The 17,782-nt window shown below is 28.1% G+C and carries 10 protein-coding genes and 2 tRNA genes; 9 read left to right on the top strand and 3 right to left on the bottom strand.

Going from position 1 to position 17,782, the window contains the following annotated elements; translation table 11 throughout:
* Positions 1-28: 28 nt before the first annotated feature.
* The gene (locus ACQPUY_RS08525) at positions 29-7,348 is read left to right on the top strand and encodes an NPCBM/NEW2 domain-containing protein (protein WP_430840723.1); all 7,320 of its coding nucleotides are present in this window, start codon (positions 29-31) and stop codon (positions 7,346-7,348) included.
* A 145-nt stretch (positions 7,349-7,493) separates the two neighbouring features.
* Here the strand turns inward: ACQPUY_RS08525 and ACQPUY_RS08520 are convergent, their stop codons facing one another.
* A complete protein-coding gene (locus ACQPUY_RS08520) occupies positions 7,494-7,910 on the bottom strand; it encodes an HNH endonuclease signature motif containing protein (RefSeq protein ID WP_430840722.1) in 417 nt (138 codons plus the stop codon).
* Between the two features lie 232 nt (positions 7,911-8,142).
* On the opposite strand from ACQPUY_RS08520, the gene ACQPUY_RS08515 reads away from it, so the two are divergent.
* From ACQPUY_RS08515 to ACQPUY_RS08500, 4 genes are all read left to right on the top strand, one after another.
* Positions 8,143-8,817, top strand: a complete 675-nt coding sequence (locus ACQPUY_RS08515) for a hypothetical protein (RefSeq protein WP_430840721.1) — start codon at positions 8,143-8,145, stop codon at positions 8,815-8,817.
* 63 nt (positions 8,818-8,880) lie between these two features.
* Positions 8,881-8,954 (top strand) — tRNA-Gly (locus ACQPUY_RS08510).
* 5 nt (positions 8,955-8,959) lie between these two features.
* Positions 8,960-9,035, top strand: a tRNA-Lys gene (locus ACQPUY_RS08505).
* Between the two features lie 68 nt (positions 9,036-9,103).
* Positions 9,104-10,381, top strand: a complete 1,278-nt coding sequence (locus ACQPUY_RS08500) for a Na+/H+ antiporter NhaC family protein (protein WP_430840720.1) — start codon at positions 9,104-9,106, stop codon at positions 10,379-10,381.
* A gap of 90 nt (positions 10,382-10,471) precedes the next feature.
* On the opposite strand, the gene ispF is transcribed toward ACQPUY_RS08500, so the two are convergent.
* A complete protein-coding gene (gene ispF, locus ACQPUY_RS08495) occupies positions 10,472-10,951 on the bottom strand; it encodes a 2-C-methyl-D-erythritol 2,4-cyclodiphosphate synthase (protein WP_430840719.1) in 480 nt (159 codons plus the stop codon).
* A 364-nt stretch (positions 10,952-11,315) separates the two neighbouring features.
* Between ispF and ACQPUY_RS08490 the strand changes: the two genes are divergently transcribed.
* From ACQPUY_RS08490 to ACQPUY_RS08475, 4 genes are all read left to right on the top strand, one after another.
* Complete coding sequence (locus tag ACQPUY_RS08490; protein ID WP_430840718.1) at positions 11,316-11,906, top strand: class D sortase; 591 nt, start codon at positions 11,316-11,318, stop codon at positions 11,904-11,906.
* A gap of 14 nt (positions 11,907-11,920) precedes the next feature.
* Positions 11,921-12,922: an anti-sigma factor domain-containing protein gene (locus tag ACQPUY_RS08485; RefSeq protein WP_430840717.1), complete on the top strand. Its 1,002-nt coding sequence runs from the start codon at positions 11,921-11,923 to the stop codon at positions 12,920-12,922.
* A gap of 21 nt (positions 12,923-12,943) precedes the next feature.
* A complete protein-coding gene (rluF, locus tag ACQPUY_RS08480; protein ID WP_430840716.1) occupies positions 12,944-13,714 on the top strand; it encodes a 23S rRNA pseudouridine(2604) synthase RluF in 771 nt (256 codons plus the stop codon).
* Between the two features lie 387 nt (positions 13,715-14,101).
* Positions 14,102-14,788: a DUF3298 and DUF4163 domain-containing protein gene (locus tag ACQPUY_RS08475; RefSeq protein WP_430840715.1), complete on the top strand. Its 687-nt coding sequence runs from the start codon at positions 14,102-14,104 to the stop codon at positions 14,786-14,788.
* Positions 14,789-14,855: 67 nt separating this feature from the next.
* Here ACQPUY_RS08475 and ACQPUY_RS08470 read toward each other — a convergent pair whose 3' ends face one another.
* Entirely contained in the window at positions 14,856-17,519 is a 2,664-nt protein-coding gene (locus ACQPUY_RS08470; RefSeq protein WP_430840714.1) for a cation-translocating P-type ATPase, read from the bottom strand.
* Positions 17,520-17,782 lie beyond the last annotated feature (263 nt).

The following is a 17,782-nucleotide window of genomic DNA, read 5'->3' as shown; positions in this document are numbered from 1 at the left end:
CTGAGGTATTAATAAACAGGAGGTAAAAATGAATAAAAGAAAAATTGCTGCTTTAATGGCAGCCGCAGTAATTATTAATTTCTCATCACCAACGTTAGAAGTTTTAGCTGATGAAATATCAAGAAACGTAACTTCCGTTGAAGAAGCACAATCAACTAAAACTACTATAGGGAAGTTTGAACTTCTAAATAATGAAAATATAGATTCATATAATGATGTGTATAAAATGGACAACTCAAATATTGAATCTATAACAAGTAATGGTGGTAATTATCCTAATTCACCAATAGGAAATGCTATTGATGGAAACTTTAATACACATTGGGAAACAGGAAAAGAAAATAGTTCTGAATTTACAAATGAAGTAGTATTTAAATTAAAAGAAGTAACAGCTTTAAATAGAATTGTATATGCAGCTAGGCAATCATCAGCAAAAGGTAAGGGGTTTGCTAAGGAAGTTGAAATTTATGGATCTCTTACTGATGATGGAGATGATTTTGTATTAGTAGGTAGTGGAGAATATACAGGATCTACTGGTGATACAGTTGAAATTAAATTTAATAAAACAGATTTTAAAAGAATAAAATTTAAATATATTAAAGCTGATAATAACTGGGCATCAGCATCAGAATTTATGTTTTATAAGGAAGATAAATTAAGTGATAAAATGAAAAATTTATTTACTGATGATACAAAGAGCCAAGTTAGTGAAGAGTTTAATAGTTTAGAAGAGATAACTGCTTTAGAAGAAGAAATAAAAAATCATCCATTATATAATGATTTTAAAGAAGAAATAGAAAATGCAAAGTTAATTATAGAAAATAAAGAAGTTGTTTATACTGATGCAAAAGTATCTAAATTTAAAGATATGAATAGTGAATCCATTCCATTATACAATAAAGATTACAAAATTGATTCTAGTAAAATAAAATCAATAACAACAAATGGTGGTCAATATTCGGATAACTCAATAGATAAAGCTATAGATGGAGATATAAATACAAAATGGCATTCAAAAGAAAAAAATAGTACAAGCTTTACTAATGAAGTAGTAATTGAGCTAAAAGAATTAACTGTTCTAAATAGAATAGTATATACTGCACCACGTGGAACTAATAGAGGATTTGCAGAGCAATTTGATATATATGCATCAAGAACTACTAAGGGAGATACTTTTGAATTAGTATCAAGTGGTTCATCAGCATTAACTCAAGATTCTGTAGAAATTAGATTTAATCCAACAGAGTTTAAGAGAGTTAAGTTTGTATTTAAAAAAGCTTATGAGGATTGGGCTTGTGCAGCGGAATTTGGACTATATACTCAAGATGAATTAGCAGAAAAAATTGAAAGATTATTTACTGATAGCACAATGAGTATTGTTAGTGAAGAATTTAATAGTGTTGACAAAATAAATGCTTTAGAAGAAGAAGTGAAAAATCATCCATTTTATGAAGATTTTAAAGAAGATATAGCAAATGCAAGAGAATTAGTAAATCAACAAAAAATAGAAGCTTCAGTAGCAACTACAAAACAGTTTGAGCATTATTCTAATGAAGAATATTCTAATTTATTTAAAATGGATAATGATAATATAGAGAGTATTAAGAATAATGCAGGTCAATATTTATCTCAAGTAATAACAAATGCTATAGACGGTAATTTAGATACTTATTGGGAAACTAATAAAGCAAATACAAATGATTTTACAAATGAAGTAGAGATAGAATTTAAAGAAACTGTAGAATTAAATAGAGTAGTATACGGAGCAAGAAAATCTGATAATAAGGGATTTGCTAAAGAATTTGAAATATATGGTTCTACAACATCTAAAGGAGATACATATCAGCTTGTAGCAACTGGTAGTCATGATAAAGTATCTGGATTAGTTGAAGCAAAGTTTAATCCAACTAAATTTAAAAGAATAAAATTTAAGTTTAAGAATTCAGATCAAAACTGGGCTACATTATCAGAGATAGCATTTTATAAACAAGACATAGTAAGTGATAAAATTGATAGTTTATTTATAAATGCATTAATGAATGAATTATCAGAAGAATTTAATAGCATTAATAAGTTACAAGCTCTAGAAAATGAAGCTAAAGGACATCCTTTAGAAAGCTCATTTGCAGAATCCTTTGAGTTAGCGCATAAAATACTTAATGGTGAATTAGAAACTGTAAAAATTATTACTGCAGAGCAACATGGAGATATGGTAAAACATGCTAATAATAATTTGAAGTTTGGATTTGGTAATAATAATCAACCAACAGGAATATCTGCAAAACCAGGGGATGTAATAACTGTTTATGTAGATGCAGATCCAACACAGCCACTACCAAGTTTAGCATTTTCTCAACAAGAAGGAAGCTTTGCTAACTGGATAAGAAGTGTGAAGTTAGTACCAGGTAAGAATGTAATAACTGTTCCTAATATAACAGTAGATAATTGGTATAGGCATGATGTAACTAGAGGTGGAGCAATATATATAGTAAATCCATATACAAGTGAAGAACAATCTAAAGCTCCAGTTTTAAGATTTGCTTCAGGAGATAAGTTTCCATTCCTTACAGCAGATAGTGATGAAGAGGAATTTAAAAATTATTTAATTCAATATAAAAAGGCAATAGATGAAGATATAGCGAAGAATCCTAATGCTTTAGATAGACAGGTTCTAGATGTTTTTGAGTTTGTAAGTGATCATATAGTTTGGACAGGTACTGCAACTGGAGCATATCAGGCTTATATAGAACAAGGTGTAAATCCTTTAGATACAATAAAATCTTACAACAACCTTATGAAAGAGCTTTTTGAATATTATGGCTTAGATGGTAGTAACGAACAAAATGACCCTAAATATATAAGAGAAAATATTAGATTAGCTCAACCATTTGCATATATGTACGCATATACAAATCATATAGGGGTAGGTAGAGATGTAATGTCAGGGGCCTTAACTCCACTTGAACAAAAAGGTGGATCATGGGGGATGATTCATGAAATAGGTCATAAAATGGATGTAAATGCAAGATTATTTGGAGAAGTTACAAATAATATGTTACCTAAACATATGTCCGTATATTACAATAATAATGATAATAGAATACCTTATGAATCTGATATTTATAAAAATGTTATAAGTGAAGATTCTAATAAATATATTGAAGGTGGAGCATTTGAGAATTTAGCAGTATACTGGCAATTAGAAATGTATAAACCTGGTTATTGGGCAAAATTAAATAAATTATATAGAGAAAGAAATGTTGATTTAGGAAATGAAAATCCTACTAATGTTAAGATGCAATATTTAGTTAAATTCTCTTCAGAAGTAATAGGTGAAGATTTAAGTGAATATTTTGCTAGGCATGGATTTGAAGTTAATGAAGAAACTAAAAATGAAACTAGTAAATATCAAAAACCAGATAAGAAGATATGGTATCTAAATGATAGCAAGATTAATTATGAAGGAAATGGATTTACTCAAGATACTAATTTAGATGTTACATTAAATAGAGTAGAAGATGGAATTAAGTTAACATTTAATATAGATAATAATGTTAAATCAGATTTACTAGGATATGAAATATTAAAAGATGGTGAGTTAATAGGATTTACTTCAACTAATTCCTTTGTAGATACTAATGCAGATACAACTAAGAATTCTAAGTATGAAGTGATACCTTATGACATTAATTTAGGAACAGGTGAATCTTTTGTTGTAAATTCATTTGGACCAAGTATAAACCTTCAACAAAATAAGATAGTTTTAAGATTAGGAGAAGAATTTAACCCTATAGAATATATAAAAGTATTAAGCTATGAAGGAAATGATATAACTTCTAATGTTGAAGTAGAGCAAAATGTAGATGCTAGTAAAATAGGTAATTATAAGGTTAAGTATAAAGTAAGTGATAAAGATATATACGTAGAGAAAACTGTAAATGTTGAAGTAGTAAGTGATTATGATTATTTATCAGACGAAGAGTGGACATCAGTAGAAACCCAATGGGGAGTTCCAAGAAGAAATACTAATATAAAAGGTAGAGTAAATGGAGATGTAAAAGACTTTGAGAAAGGTTTTGGAATACATGCAAATGGTACAATAACTTATGACTTATCAGGTAAAGACTATGATAATTTCGAAGCTTTACTTGGCGTTGATGCAGGAATAGCAGCACAAAATGACTCTAGTATAAAATTTGAAGTAATAGCTGATGGTAAAGTTCTAGCTACTACTGAAGTTTTAAAACATGCTGATAATATGGAGTATATAAATGTTCCGGTTAAAGGTATAAACCAATTAGTTATAAAAGTTACTGATGCTGGAAATGGAAGAACTTCAGATCACGCAGTAATAGCTAACCCTAAATTAACTACAAATAATGGAAAACCTAAAATAACAGTAAATGATAAAATTTACAGAATAGGAGAAACTGTAAATATTAATGAAGGAGTTACTGCAAAGGATGCAGAAGATGGAGATTTAACTTCCAATATAGAAATAGTATCAAATTCCTATGAAGAAGGTAAAATTGGAAGATTTGAAGTTGTTTATAGGGTAACAGATAGTAATAATAATACTACAGAAAAGAAATCTTATATTACAGTTTATGAAGACTATACAGTAGCTAAATCAAAATATGGACAATTTGATAATTTAAATGAATATAATGAACAATTTAAGATTCCAGTAGTTTCAGTAACTAACAATGGTGGAAGTTACCCAGGAACAGTTATTGGAAATGCAGTTGATGGTAATATAAATACACACTGGGAAACTTATAACCAAAACAGTGATACATTTAAAAATGAAATTATATTTGATTTAGGTGAAAGTCAAGAAATCAATAGAATAGCCTATAAAGCAAGAAATGGTGGTAAAGGATTTGCTAAAAAGTTTGAAATATATGTCTCAAATGAAGCAGAAGGTAATGATTTTATATTAGCTGGTAAAGGTGAATACAATGGAAATGTTAATGATGTTGTTGAATTTAAAATAGCTAAGACAAACGCAAGAAGGGTTAAATTTAAGTTTATAGAGGCTAATCAAAATTGGGCGAGTATAGGAGAAATGTCTTTCTATAAAACAGATGAATTAGCGGATAAGATTGATAATTTATTTACTGATAGCACTAAAACTGAAGTTTCTGATAGCTATAATACATTAGAAAAGGTACAAGCTTTAAGAGAAGAGGTTAAAGATCACCTAGCAGCTAACTTATTTGAAGAAGACTTAGTCAAAGCTGAAGAAATAATAAGAGCTAAGTTCCCAACAATAGATGTTGAAGATATAACTTATATTAAATTAAATAGTGATTTTGATTTAACTTCTGGTGTTACAGCAAATGACCAAGAAGATGGTGATATAACTGAAAATGTTGAAGTTAATAGTAATAACTTTAACATAGGTAAATCTGGACAATATACTATAACTTACACTGTAACAGATAAAGATAAGAATGTTACAACTAAAGATAGAAAGGTTGTAGTTTATAGTGATAGTAATTATGTATCTGATATGGAATGGGAATCAGCAGTATCAGGATGGAAGAATGTAAATAAGGATTCAGCAGTTAATTTAAAGGATAAAATAAAGCTTAATATTAATGGTGAAGTTAAAGAGTTTGATAAGGGGATAGGAGCTGCAACAAATGCAGAAATAGTATATAACTTAGATGGAAATTATACTAACTTCTCAACATATGTAGGTACTGATAAAAACTATGATCATAATAAAACTACTATAATATTTAAAATATTTGCAGATGGAGAAGAAGTTTATGCTTCAGATGTAATAAAAAAAGATAGTAAAGCAGAATTTGTAAACCTTGATGTTACTGGAGTAAAAGAATTAAAGTTAGTAGCTGATGATGCGGATGGAAATGGTCTTGGAGATTTTGCTTCATGGGCAGATACTAAATTATATACTACAAATGCAAAACCAGAATTAACTATACCGAAATCAGTAGCAACTAAGGTTGGATCAGTAATAGATTTAAATGAAGACTATACTGCAATAGATGCTGAAGATGGAATCTTAACTGATAAAGTTGAAGTAGCTGGAGAAGTAAACTTTAATAAACCAGGAAAATATCCATTAACTTATACTGTAACTGATAGTGATGGTAATGAAGTAACGAAAACTAGAACTATATCAGTTGTAAATATGAATGATTATAACTACTTAACTGATTTCAATTGGAAATCTGCAAATTCTGGTTGGAAAACTGTAAATAAGGATAAGGCTGTAAGTGGTAATAAACTAGGATTAACAAATGATGATGGGCAAGCTGTTTATTATGATAAAGGCATAGGTACTCATGCAACTTCTACAATAATATACGATTTAACAGATAAAGATTACGCATACTTCAGCTCATATGTAGGTGTAGATAGACAAATGTTTAATACAGTTGGATCAGTTACATTTGAAGTATATGTAGATGGAGAAAAGAAATTCGATAGTGAATTAATGACAGCAAACGATCCTATGAGGTATGTAGAAGTTGATATAAATGGAGCCAAAGAATTAAAGCTTGTAGTAACTGATGGTGGAAATGGAATTGGATCAGACCATGCTACATGGGGAGATGCTAAACTTCATTTTGCAAATGCTGAATCTTTAGATTTTACAGAGCTTTCTAAGTTAGTTGAAAGTGCTAAAAGTATAGATAGAGAAAGTTATACAGAAGAGAGTCTAAGCATACTAGATAAATCTATGGAAAAATCAATAGAAATGATTGAAGCTAAAAGCGCTACTTATGAAGAAATACAAGCAATGGTAGTAGAATTAAGAGAGTCAATAAACAATTTAGAAAAAGTAGATCTTAATAAAATAATTACAATAGAAGATAATTATTTGAAGCAAGATATACAAAAGGCTCTTGGAATAACTAGAGAAATAACTTTAGAGGATATGTATAATTTAAAAAGCTTAACTTGTAGTAGTAGAAGGGTTAAGAGTTTAAATGGATTAGAATATGCTAAGAATTTAGAGGAGTTAAATATAGAACAAAATGAAGTTCGAGATTTATCTCCATTAAAGAACTTAGAAAAACTAAAGACTTTAAATGCTAAATTACAAATAATCGAAGCTGGAATGGCTGAAGTAGAAAACAATAGAGTTATACTTGAAGAAAGAATAGTATCTAGAGATGGGGAAATATTAAAGCCTAAGGAAATAAGTATAAACAGCAAAATAGTAGATTTAGAGAATCATATAGATGAAAATGGCAATATATCAATAGATACAGCTGACTATAAGAGTGGATACTATGGTGTTTATATAACATATGAAAATCTAGAAGATAATCATGAAGTTAGTGTATTTTATATTTTTCAAATTAAGTAGCATATAAAAATTGATTAAAATTATATTAATATAAAAAAAAAGAAGGTCACTAAGAATAATTTAAATACTTATTCTTAGTGACCATTGTATTTATCACTAATTAAATTATATACAGTGTATAATGTTTTGAATATAATTTGATATTTTAGCTAATATTAATATTATGGTAAAGACGATCTAATTCAATTTCTTCAAGTATATTATAGGAGTATAGTTTACCACCCATGAGGTTTTTTATAATTTCCTTTTTTGAATAACCTTCTTTATAAAGCCTAAGTTTTTTAATTAGTTTTTTTAATGAAGAATTAGTCATTCCTAAAAGGCTATAGAGCTCTTTAGCTGTATAGTAATCCTTTGGTAAAAGCTTAAATAGCTTTTTTTGCATTTCAAGCTTATATCTAATATCAGTTTCTATGCAGTTGTGAGGACCATTTTTCCCTCTATGGTGGTAGTTACAAAGATATTTATAGTTTAATTTAATATCGCAACCACCTTCGTGTTTATGAACTATATGATGAATGTCCGCTGTTGATCCACAAATTTCGCAGTGGTACAAAGTCATGCCTCCTTTATATATCTTTAATAATATTATATATTTTTTTAAAACAATTATCTACATAATTAAGAATTTTATAAAAGTTAACATACATCATAGTATTATCAGAATATTTGAAATGACAAGTGTTTAGAGTTACTTTGTTATATTTGATAAAAATACTTGAAAATAGGGTATAATTTACTATATAATATATATATACTAAATTATACTACTGAGGTGAAAGAAAGGTGATACAGTGAGACATGGTTATGATTCTTTTGATTATTGGGAAGAATTAATTAGTAAAAATAAAACTATAAGAGGACATATGTTTATGGATAGATTACCTGATGAAAAAAGTATTTATATCCATAGTTTAGTGTTCTCAAAAAACAATGGCCTTAGTAATATATGGTCTTACTTTCCTAACGAAAGAAGCCTATTAGGATATATTCAATATTCATTTCTACAGGAAGCATTCTATAAATGGATATATGGTAAAGAAAGATTAATTATAAATATACCAAGCGTTCCAGTAGAAAGAATTATTACTGATGGTGAAAAAAATAAGAAGATATCTAAAAAAGAAGCAGATAACATGAGAAGACATCTAAGCATGATACAAAGTTATTGGGACTTACCTAAAGATAAATTAATTAAGTCACTACAAAGATTTGCAAGAGATTTTAATAGAACTTGGTATGGAGATAATAAGAAGTTTCTATACTTAAAAATATTTGATAACCCAAAGGATTTGGGAGAATTTGTTGTTAATTCTAGTTATACAACTACTACAAAAGAAGATTTTATAGAAAGAACAGGAATAGATATAGTAGAGTGGAAGAGCATTTGTGAAAAAGCTCATACAAATAAGAGTGATGGAGAGAAATTTAGAGATATTTTACTGAAATCACTTACAGAAATTATATAGAATTAAAACTTATTATTGACAGTAATATTAATGGAATATATAATATTATTGTCAATAAGTTATGCGGGTGTAGCTCAATGGTAGAGCCCTTGCCTTCCAAGCAAGTTACGTGAGTTCGATTCTCATCACCCGCTCCATATATGCGTTATTAGCTCAGTTGGTAGAGCACCTGACTCTTAATCAGGGTGTCCCGGGTTCGATCCCCTGATAACGCACCAAATAAGAGGGATTTAATATTTAATCTCTCTTATTTTTTTACAATTAATAATTAAAGGAGAGAAGAATCTTGAATAACAAAGGTAATGGCTTAGCTTTAATTCCTTTAGCAGTATTCTTATTAGTGTATATAGGAAGCTCGGTGTTAGCAAAGGATTTTTATGCTGTATCTATAATAGTACCTTTTTTAGCAGCTGCATTAACAGCATTAATAATGAATAGAAAAGAAAATTTTGAAAAGAAAATAGAAATTTTTTGTAAGGGTGCAGGAAATACTAATATTTTATTAATGATAATAATATTTATATTAGCAGGAGCATTTGCACAAGTTGCAAATGATATGGGAGCAGTAGATTCAACTGTAAATTTAGGACTTTCATTATTGCCAAATAGTCTTTTAATACCTGGTATTTTCATTATAGGCTGTTTTATATCATTATCTATAGGAACTTCAATGGGGACTATAGTTGCATTGGCTCCAATAGCTGTTGGAATTGCAGGAAAGATAGGAATAGAAACAGCTTTGGCAGTAGGTGCTGTAGTGAGTGGAGCAATGTTTGGAGATAACCTTTCAATAATATCAGATACTACAATAGCTGCAACTAGAACTCAAGGGTGTGAAATGAGAGACAAGTTTAAAATGAACTTTATTATAGTTTTACCGGCGGCGATAATTACTGCGTTAATATTTATGATATTAACAAGAAATTCTAATATAGTTAGTTTAGAGGCATTAGAATTTAATTTATTTAAAATATTACCGTACATAATAGTAATAGTAACAGCTTTACTTGGAATAAATGTTGTAATTGTTCTATTACTTGGAATCCTATCTTCAGGATTAATAGGCTTCATTTATGGAAGCTTTAACATATTAGGGTTTTTTAACTCTATTTCTACTGGAATATCAGGAATGAGTGAACTTATTATAATTTCAATTCTTATTGCGGGAACTATAGAAATTATAAAATACAACGGTGGAATAGATTTTATATTAGATAAGGGCCTTAAAAACTTTAAAAGTAAAAGAGGAGCTGAATATGGTATAGCAACTTTAGTAAGTTTAGTAGATATTTGTACTGCAAACAATACTGTTGCAATAGTTACTGTAGGTCCAATTGCAAAAAATATTTCAAATAAATTTGATTTAGAACCTAAGAGGGTTGCAGGTATTATGGATATGTTTTCTTGCGCATTTCAAGGGATTATCCCATATGGAGCGCAATTAATATCAGCAGCAGGATTAGCAGCAATATCACCTTTTGCTATAATGAAATATTTATTCTACCCATATCTTATGGGAATTTGTGCTATAATAGCAATATACATTCATTGGATAAATAAATAATGGCTGTTGTAAAATTAAATATATAACCAAGAAAAAAGACTTTGCCTTTTAAGGCAAGGTCTTTTTTAATGCATAATTGATAATGATGCATTATTTATTATCCATTGTAATCAGGCATATACTTTGAGATGATATTCCTTCTCCGGTTCCAGTAAATCCTAAGCCTTCTTCTGTTGTTGCTTTAACGTTAATTTTCATTATATCAATTTTTAATGCCTCAGCTATGTTTTCACGCATTTGTTTTATAAAAGGAGCCATTTTAGGCTTTTGAGCAATTATAGTAGAATCTATATTATTTATAGAATAACCATGTTCCTTTAAAAGTTTTCCTACTTCTTCAAGAAGTTTTATACTAGATATTCCCTTATACTTTATATCTGTATCAGGAAAAAGACTTCCTATGTCGCCAAGAGCAGAAGCACCAAGTAATGAATCTATAATTGCATGAAGTAGAACATCTGCATCTGAGTGACCAAGAAGTCCCTTTTCATATGGAATATTAACACCACCGATGATAAGATCTCTTCCTTCAACTAGACGATGTACATCATATCCTAATCCTATTCTCATTTTTATCCCTCCAAGGTTTATTATAGAACTATTGTACCCTATATAAAATTATAATTTCAAGGAATTGTAATGAAATTAAAGAAACTATAATACTTTTTTGAAAGGATAAAGTTTTGAGTTATTTGAATTTTTTATTTTAACATGAGATTTAATGTTAAATAATTTGTTAAAATTAAGCTTAATGTTTATCTTCATCTTATAAATAAAAAGTAACGGTTTTGAAGTTATTCTTTTTTTCTTAAAGATAAAATCTACATAAATAATTTTTCTATTCATAAGTTACTCCTAAATGATTAATGATTATAAGTGTTTATGTTATAATATATGATAGATAAGAATAAATGTTTATTAGGAGTTGAGGGGTTTGAAAGAAAAGTTTAGAAGAATAGTGGGATTAATTTTAATTATTGTTGGACTAGCTATAATAGGGTCTATTGTGTACAAGAAAATTGACACATCTAAAAAACAAAAAGAACTTCAGAATATATTAGAAGAAGTTATAAATGAAGAACCAAAGCAATTAACAGAGGAAGAAGAAGAAAAATTAATAAATGGATATACACCTATTGCTTTAATTGAAATTCCGAGTATAAATTTATCTCAAGGATTAGTTGAAGGAATTACTGACGATGTTCTTCAATATTATTTAGGACATTTTGAAAATTCAGCAAAGCCTGGAGAAAAAGGAAATTTTGCAGTAGCAGGACATAGAGTTTCAGATTACTCAGAAGCTTTCGTAAATCTATATAAAACAGAAATTGGTGATCAAATAATAGTAAAGGCAAATAAAAAAGAATATATATATGAAATTACTGATAATTTTATAGTATCTCCTGAAAATGTATCTGTTTTAGATGATACAGAAGATGCAACAATAACTTTAGTAACCTGTACTGTAGGAGCTAAGGAAAGGGTTATAGTAAAAGGAAAGTTGGTTGAAACAAAAGATTTATAAACTGGAGGAGAAAAATGTCAATAAGTAGCTTTGAATATGATAGATATAAGTTTTCGACGAAGTTACAAACTAATTTATCTTTAGATGATGTAGTTGAAAAAAGAGAAGAAGAAATTGATAGACTAAAGGAAGAACTTTTAAGTTATAAAATATTAATTAAGGATTTAATTCATTATGAGCCTTCATATATTATTAGAAATAAAATATTAAATATAGCTTACTTTATAATAGAAGATGTGGAGTTATTTGATTATCTAACTAAAAAGAAGAAGTTTCCGCTAAATAGACTATTAAAAAGTACACCTGTAGAGAAAGGGTTTTATCTAAATTGGAAAGAATATATAGTAACTTATATTGTAATTCTATCAAATCCTAACTATAAGTATTTACAAGAATACTTGCAAGTAGTAGAAGCTATTAATATATTGGGATCTGATGAAATTATAGAAAATAATAAAGAAGTAGAACATAGAGGAATTATACTTTCTAAGAGAATAAATTCTGCTATTATAATGACTTCGAAGGGTGAGTTTATAAAAGTTAAAGTTGGCAAAGATAATGAAGTAGGAGAAGACTGTATTAGTAAGGAAGGTTTTACTTTTAAGAAGTATAAGCTTCAGATATCTATATTGCTTAGCATAATATTGATTATTTTTACTATAGTTATTTTTCAATATAGATCTCTTGATAAAACTATCGTAGTTGAAACAACTTCTGAAATCACATTAGAAGTTAATAAGTTTAACAGAATTATAGACGCCTATACTGCTACAGAAAAAGGTAATGCTATGTTAAATGAATTAAATTTAAAAAATTTAGATATAGATTATGCAGTTATGGGAATATTAAATTATGCTGTAAATAATGAAATGATACCTGAAACAGGGGTATTAATAACTGTAACGGGAAAAGCCTTAGGATATAATGATTTGGCAGAAACTGAAAAATTTATTGGAGAGCAAAAGTTACAAGTTAAGTTAAATAATTCAGGAGATGAGCATAAGGTTAGTCCATAAAGTTAATAAAAAGGTGATAAGATGAATCAAAAGAATAATAAATATGTAATAATTCATAAAGAAAGAGGCTCTGAAATAAGATTAAACAAATTTATAAGTGAAACAGGTTTTTGTTCAAGAAGAGAAGCAGATAAGCTTATAGAAGATGGAAGAGTAACTGTCGATGGAATAAAGGCAGTTATGGGAACTAAGGTTAAAGAAAATGCAAATGTAAAAGTTGATGGAAAGCCTTTAAAGAAAGAGGAAGAATTAGTTTATATTGCGTTAAATAAGCCTGTTGGAATAACTTGCACAACTGAAAAAAAGGTTAAAGGTAATATAGTTGATTTTGTAAATCATGAGAAAAGAGTTTTCCCAATAGGAAGATTGGATAAAGATTCGCAAGGGTTAATTTTCTTAACTAATGATGGAGATATAGTTAATAAAATTTTAAGAGCAGGAAATAATCATGAAAAGGAATATATAGTAACTGTAGATAAGCCTATAAATAAAAAGTTTATTAATGATATGTCTAATGGAGTTAAAATATTAGGTACAGTAACAAAGAAGTGTTTAGTTAATAAGATTAATGAGAGAACTTTTAGAATTATATTAACTCAAGGTATGAATAGGCAAATAAGAAGAATGTGTGAAGCTTTAGGGTATAATGTAGTTAAGTTAAATAGAATAAGAATAATGAATGTGAAGTTAGGAAATTTAAAAATAGGAAAGTGGAGATATTTAACAGCAGATGAACTTAGAAAATTAAATTCTTTAATAAGTGATTCTGGTAAAACTAAAGAGTTTGATTAAAATATTGAACTAATATAATGATATTTGTTTTGGTATAAGTATTAAAGTTTAAACTAATTAATATAATTATGAATATATTATAAGTCTTAGATTGTATATTTCAACAATCTAAGGCTTTATTTTATGTAAAAGACAAAAAGTTATCCACAGGCTTTAAAGTGGCTTATAAACTAGCTTTAGATAGAATAATAAAATTTAATTATAATAATTTCCAGTAAAAATCTGTATGTTACGCACATAATCCACATGTACATGTGGATAAGTTGTGAAAAGGCTGTTGAAAGCTATGTTAATAATTATAAACAATATTGTAGATAATATAATAATAGGAAAATTAATAAAAATATTAATTTTAAAAATATTAATTGTACATAGGAGAAATACTATATGAAGAGAATTTATAAGTTATTAATAACAACAATTTTATTTACAAATATTGTCCACATTTATCCACATGCTATGTTGATAAATATTAACAGTAATTCTGGCGAAAATCCAATACTTGTGGATAAGATTGTGAGAGAAAAGACAAGTTTTATAAATATTGATGTAGAAATTCCACAAATTATTGGACTAAGTAATAAAGAGAAGGAAAAAGATATCAACAGGGAGATTCTAGATTGGACTAACCTGTGGATAAAAGATGCTAAAGATACAAGTGAAAAGTTTAAGCCAAATATTCCATATGAAATGCAAGCAAGATATATATTGACTAATGATAAAGATATATTAAGTTTTTTTATAGACTACTATCAGTTCAGTGGTGGTGCTCATGGGATAACTACTAGGAATGCATATAATATTAATATAAAAGATGGAAATAAAGTCTTGTTAAAAGATTTATTTGAAGAAGGATATGATTATAAGACTTTTATTGATGAAGAAATAAGAAGACAAATAAGTAAAAATCCAGAATACTATTTTACAGGAAAAGAAGGTTTTAATGGAATTAGTGATGATCAAAGTTTTTATATAAAGGATAGGAAGCTTATAATACACTTTCCTTATTATGAAATAGCACCATATGTTACAGGAATGCCAGAATTCGAAATTAACTATGAAATAAAAATGTAATTTTTACATTAATTATTCATTATCCATTATTCATTTTTAATTAAAAAAAGGCACAGAGTGCCTTTTTTTATGCTACTTGGCTAATATCTTCATTTTCTTCTTTAACATCGTCTTTAGAAGACTTATTTCTATTAACAATATCTCTAATAACTTTAACTACTTGAATTATTACAGTAGGTGCAAATGCAAATAAGTAAATAAATCCTATTTGTGAACCTGTTAATGTAGCAACTTCAAATAATTGACCTAAGAAAGGTACGAATAAAACTGAGTTTAATAAAACTAAACCTACTCCAAAAGCCATCCAGCTATATTTGTTAGTGAATAATCCTATAGAGAATATAGATTTATCATCTCTACAGTTAAATCCATGGAATAATCTAGCTAAGCAAAGTGTTGCAAAGGCCATTGTAGAAGCAACTTCATTGTCTGTTTTTAATCCTATATAGAAAGCTGCTAAAGTGAATATTGAAATAACTATACCTTCAAGAACTATTTCATATATAAAGTCTTTAGATAAAATAGAAGCATTTCTTGATCTTGGTTTTTCTTTTAATAAATCTTTTTTAGATTCTTCCATACCAATTGCAATAGCAGGTAAACTATCAGTTAAAAGATTTATAAATAGTAAATGTACTGCATGGAATGGCATTGGTAAAGCCATTAATGAAGTATACAATACTGATAATATACCAGAAGTATTACCTGATAATAAGAATTTTATAGAGTTTTTAATATTTCTATAAATATTTCTTCCATTAGCTACAGATTTAACTATAGTTGCAAAGTTATCATCAGTTAATATAACAGAAGCAGCATCTTTAGATACTTCAGTTCCTGTAATACCCATTGCTATACCAATATCAGCTTGTTTAAGTGCAGGGGCATCATTAACACCATCACCAGTCATAGCAACAATTTCATTTCTTTCTTGGAAGGCTCTAACTATTCTTATTTTATGCTCAGGAGAAACTCTAGCATAAACTGAAATATGCTCTACATTTGCTTTTAATTCTTCATCAGACATCTTATCAAGCTCTATACCTTCTACAGCTCTATCACCATCTTGGAATATACCAATTTGTTTAGCAATAGCAGAAGCAGTAATCTTATGATCACCAGTAATCATAACAGGCTTTATACCAGCAGATATACAATCTCTAACAGCTTCTTTAGACTCTTCTCTTGGAGGGTCAATCATTGATATAAGACCTATAAATGTAAAGCCATTTTCATCTTCAAGATTTAATGGAGCTATATTTGAAAACTCTTTATATGCAAAAGCTAAAACTCTTAATCCACTTTGAGATAATTGTTTATTAGCATTTAATATATTTTGTTTATCTTCATAAGATAAATCCTTAACACCAGTAGAAGTTTTAATTTTTATTGTTCTATCTAAAATAACATCTAAAGCACCCTTAGTAAACATTACATTTTTATTATCAAAGGTATGTAGGGTACTCATAAGCTTTCTATCAGAATCAAAAGGTATTTCTTGAAGTCTTTCATACTTACTTCTAAGATCTAATTCATTTATTGATAACTTATGACCTAAGTTAACTAAGGCAACTTCAGTAGGATCCCCTATCTCAACTCCATCTTTTGAAGTAGAATCGTTACATAAAATAGAGCCTTTAACTAGATATTTAGCTACATCGTCATTTAAATCAAGATCTTCACCATCAATTAATTCATTATTTAAAAATACTTTTTTTACAGTCATTTTATTTTGAGTTAATGTACCTGTTTTATCAGAACAAATAACAGATACAGAACCTAAACCTTCAACAGCTCTAAGCTTTTTAACAATAGCGTTTTCTTTAGCCATTTTTTGTGTTCCAAGAGCTAGTACAATAGTAACAATTGAACCTAAAGCTTCAGGAATAGCTGCAACAGCCAAAGCAACAGCAAACATAAGAGAGTCTAGAAGAGGAGTTTCTCTATAAAGACTTATTCCAAAAACTACAATACAAACAATTAATATACCAAAAGCAAGCTTTTTACTAAAATCATCTAAGCTAGCTTGAAGAGGTGTTTGTTTTTCTTGAGTTTCTTCCATTAAATGAGCAATCTTACCTATTTCAGTATCCATACCAGTAGCAGTAACTACAACTAAAGCTCTACCATAAGTAACTAAAGAACCAGAGAAAACCATATTCTTTTGGTCACCAAGAGCAATTTCTTCATTTTCAATAGTATCAACAAATTTATTAACACTTTCAGATTCTCCAGTAAGTGAACTTTCATTAACTTGAAGAGAATAGTTTTCGATAATTCTACCATCTGCAGAAATCATATCACCAGCTTCTAAAATTAAAATATCACCTGGTACAATTTCTTTAGATGGAATTTCAACTTTTACTCCATTTCTATAAACTTTAGCAGAGGGAGCAGATAGTGCTTTTAAGCTATCTAATGATTGTTCTGCCTTGAAATGTTGAACAGTTCCAAGAACTGCATTAAGAATAATAACAGCAAAGATAACTAAAGTACTTTCTAAGTTACCAGTAGCAGCAGAAATTATAGCGGCTACAATTAAAATAAGAACTAATAAATCTTTAAATTGACCTAAAAATACTTCAAGAACAGTTTGTTTTTTCTTTTCTTTTAATTGGTTTAATCCATATTTTTCTACATTTTCTTTCAGTTGCTTGTCCGACAAGCCGTTATACGAAACATTAAATTCTTTTAATACTTCTTCATAAGGCATAGAAAAGTATTTTTTCATTTTTATTCCTCCAAACATAATAATAGATTTAAATGATAACGAGAGTCTACGAAAAAAGAGACTCTTAATACAATTTTCATTTAAAAAATAATAAAAACTGTATTAAAAGTCTCGTAACCAAAATGGTATATAACACCAGACCTAGCGGCCGCGAATGTTGATGCTATATTTTTTACTACTCCCTCTTAATGGAAATATTTAATTTATAATATAATTTTATTATTAATTTAAAAAAATGTCAATATATAAATTTTGTGAATTTT

It is taken from the genome of Clostridium nigeriense, assembly GCF_050585245.1.
In the GTDB taxonomy this organism is placed as follows: domain Bacteria; phylum Bacillota; class Clostridia; order Clostridiales; family Clostridiaceae; genus Clostridium; species Clostridium nigeriense_A.
Note: the sequence above shows the minus strand (reverse complement) of the source record. Positions and strands in the feature narration are given on the sequence as shown.

What these genes read in the sequence shown, in the direction of transcription:
- rluF (WP_430840716.1), top strand. Translation starts at nt 12,944, where the DNA reads ATGAATCAAAAGAATAATAAATATGTAATAATTCATAAAGAAAGAGGC.
- ACQPUY_RS08520 (WP_430840722.1), bottom strand. Translation starts at nt 7,910, where the DNA reads ATGACTTTGTACCACTGCGAAATTTGTGGATCAACAGCGGACATTCAT.
- ACQPUY_RS08470 (WP_430840714.1), bottom strand. Translation starts at nt 17,519, where the DNA reads ATGAAAAAATACTTTTCTATGCCTTATGAAGAAGTATTAAAAGAATTT.
- ACQPUY_RS08485 (WP_430840717.1), top strand. Translation starts at nt 11,921, where the DNA reads ATGTCAATAAGTAGCTTTGAATATGATAGATATAAGTTTTCGACGAAG.
- ispF (WP_430840719.1), bottom strand. Translation starts at nt 10,951, where the DNA reads ATGAGAATAGGATTAGGATATGATGTACATCGTCTAGTTGAAGGAAGA.
- ACQPUY_RS08475 (WP_430840715.1), top strand. Translation starts at nt 14,102, where the DNA reads ATGAAGAGAATTTATAAGTTATTAATAACAACAATTTTATTTACAAAT.
- ACQPUY_RS08525 (WP_430840723.1), top strand. Translation starts at nt 29, where the DNA reads ATGAATAAAAGAAAAATTGCTGCTTTAATGGCAGCCGCAGTAATTATT.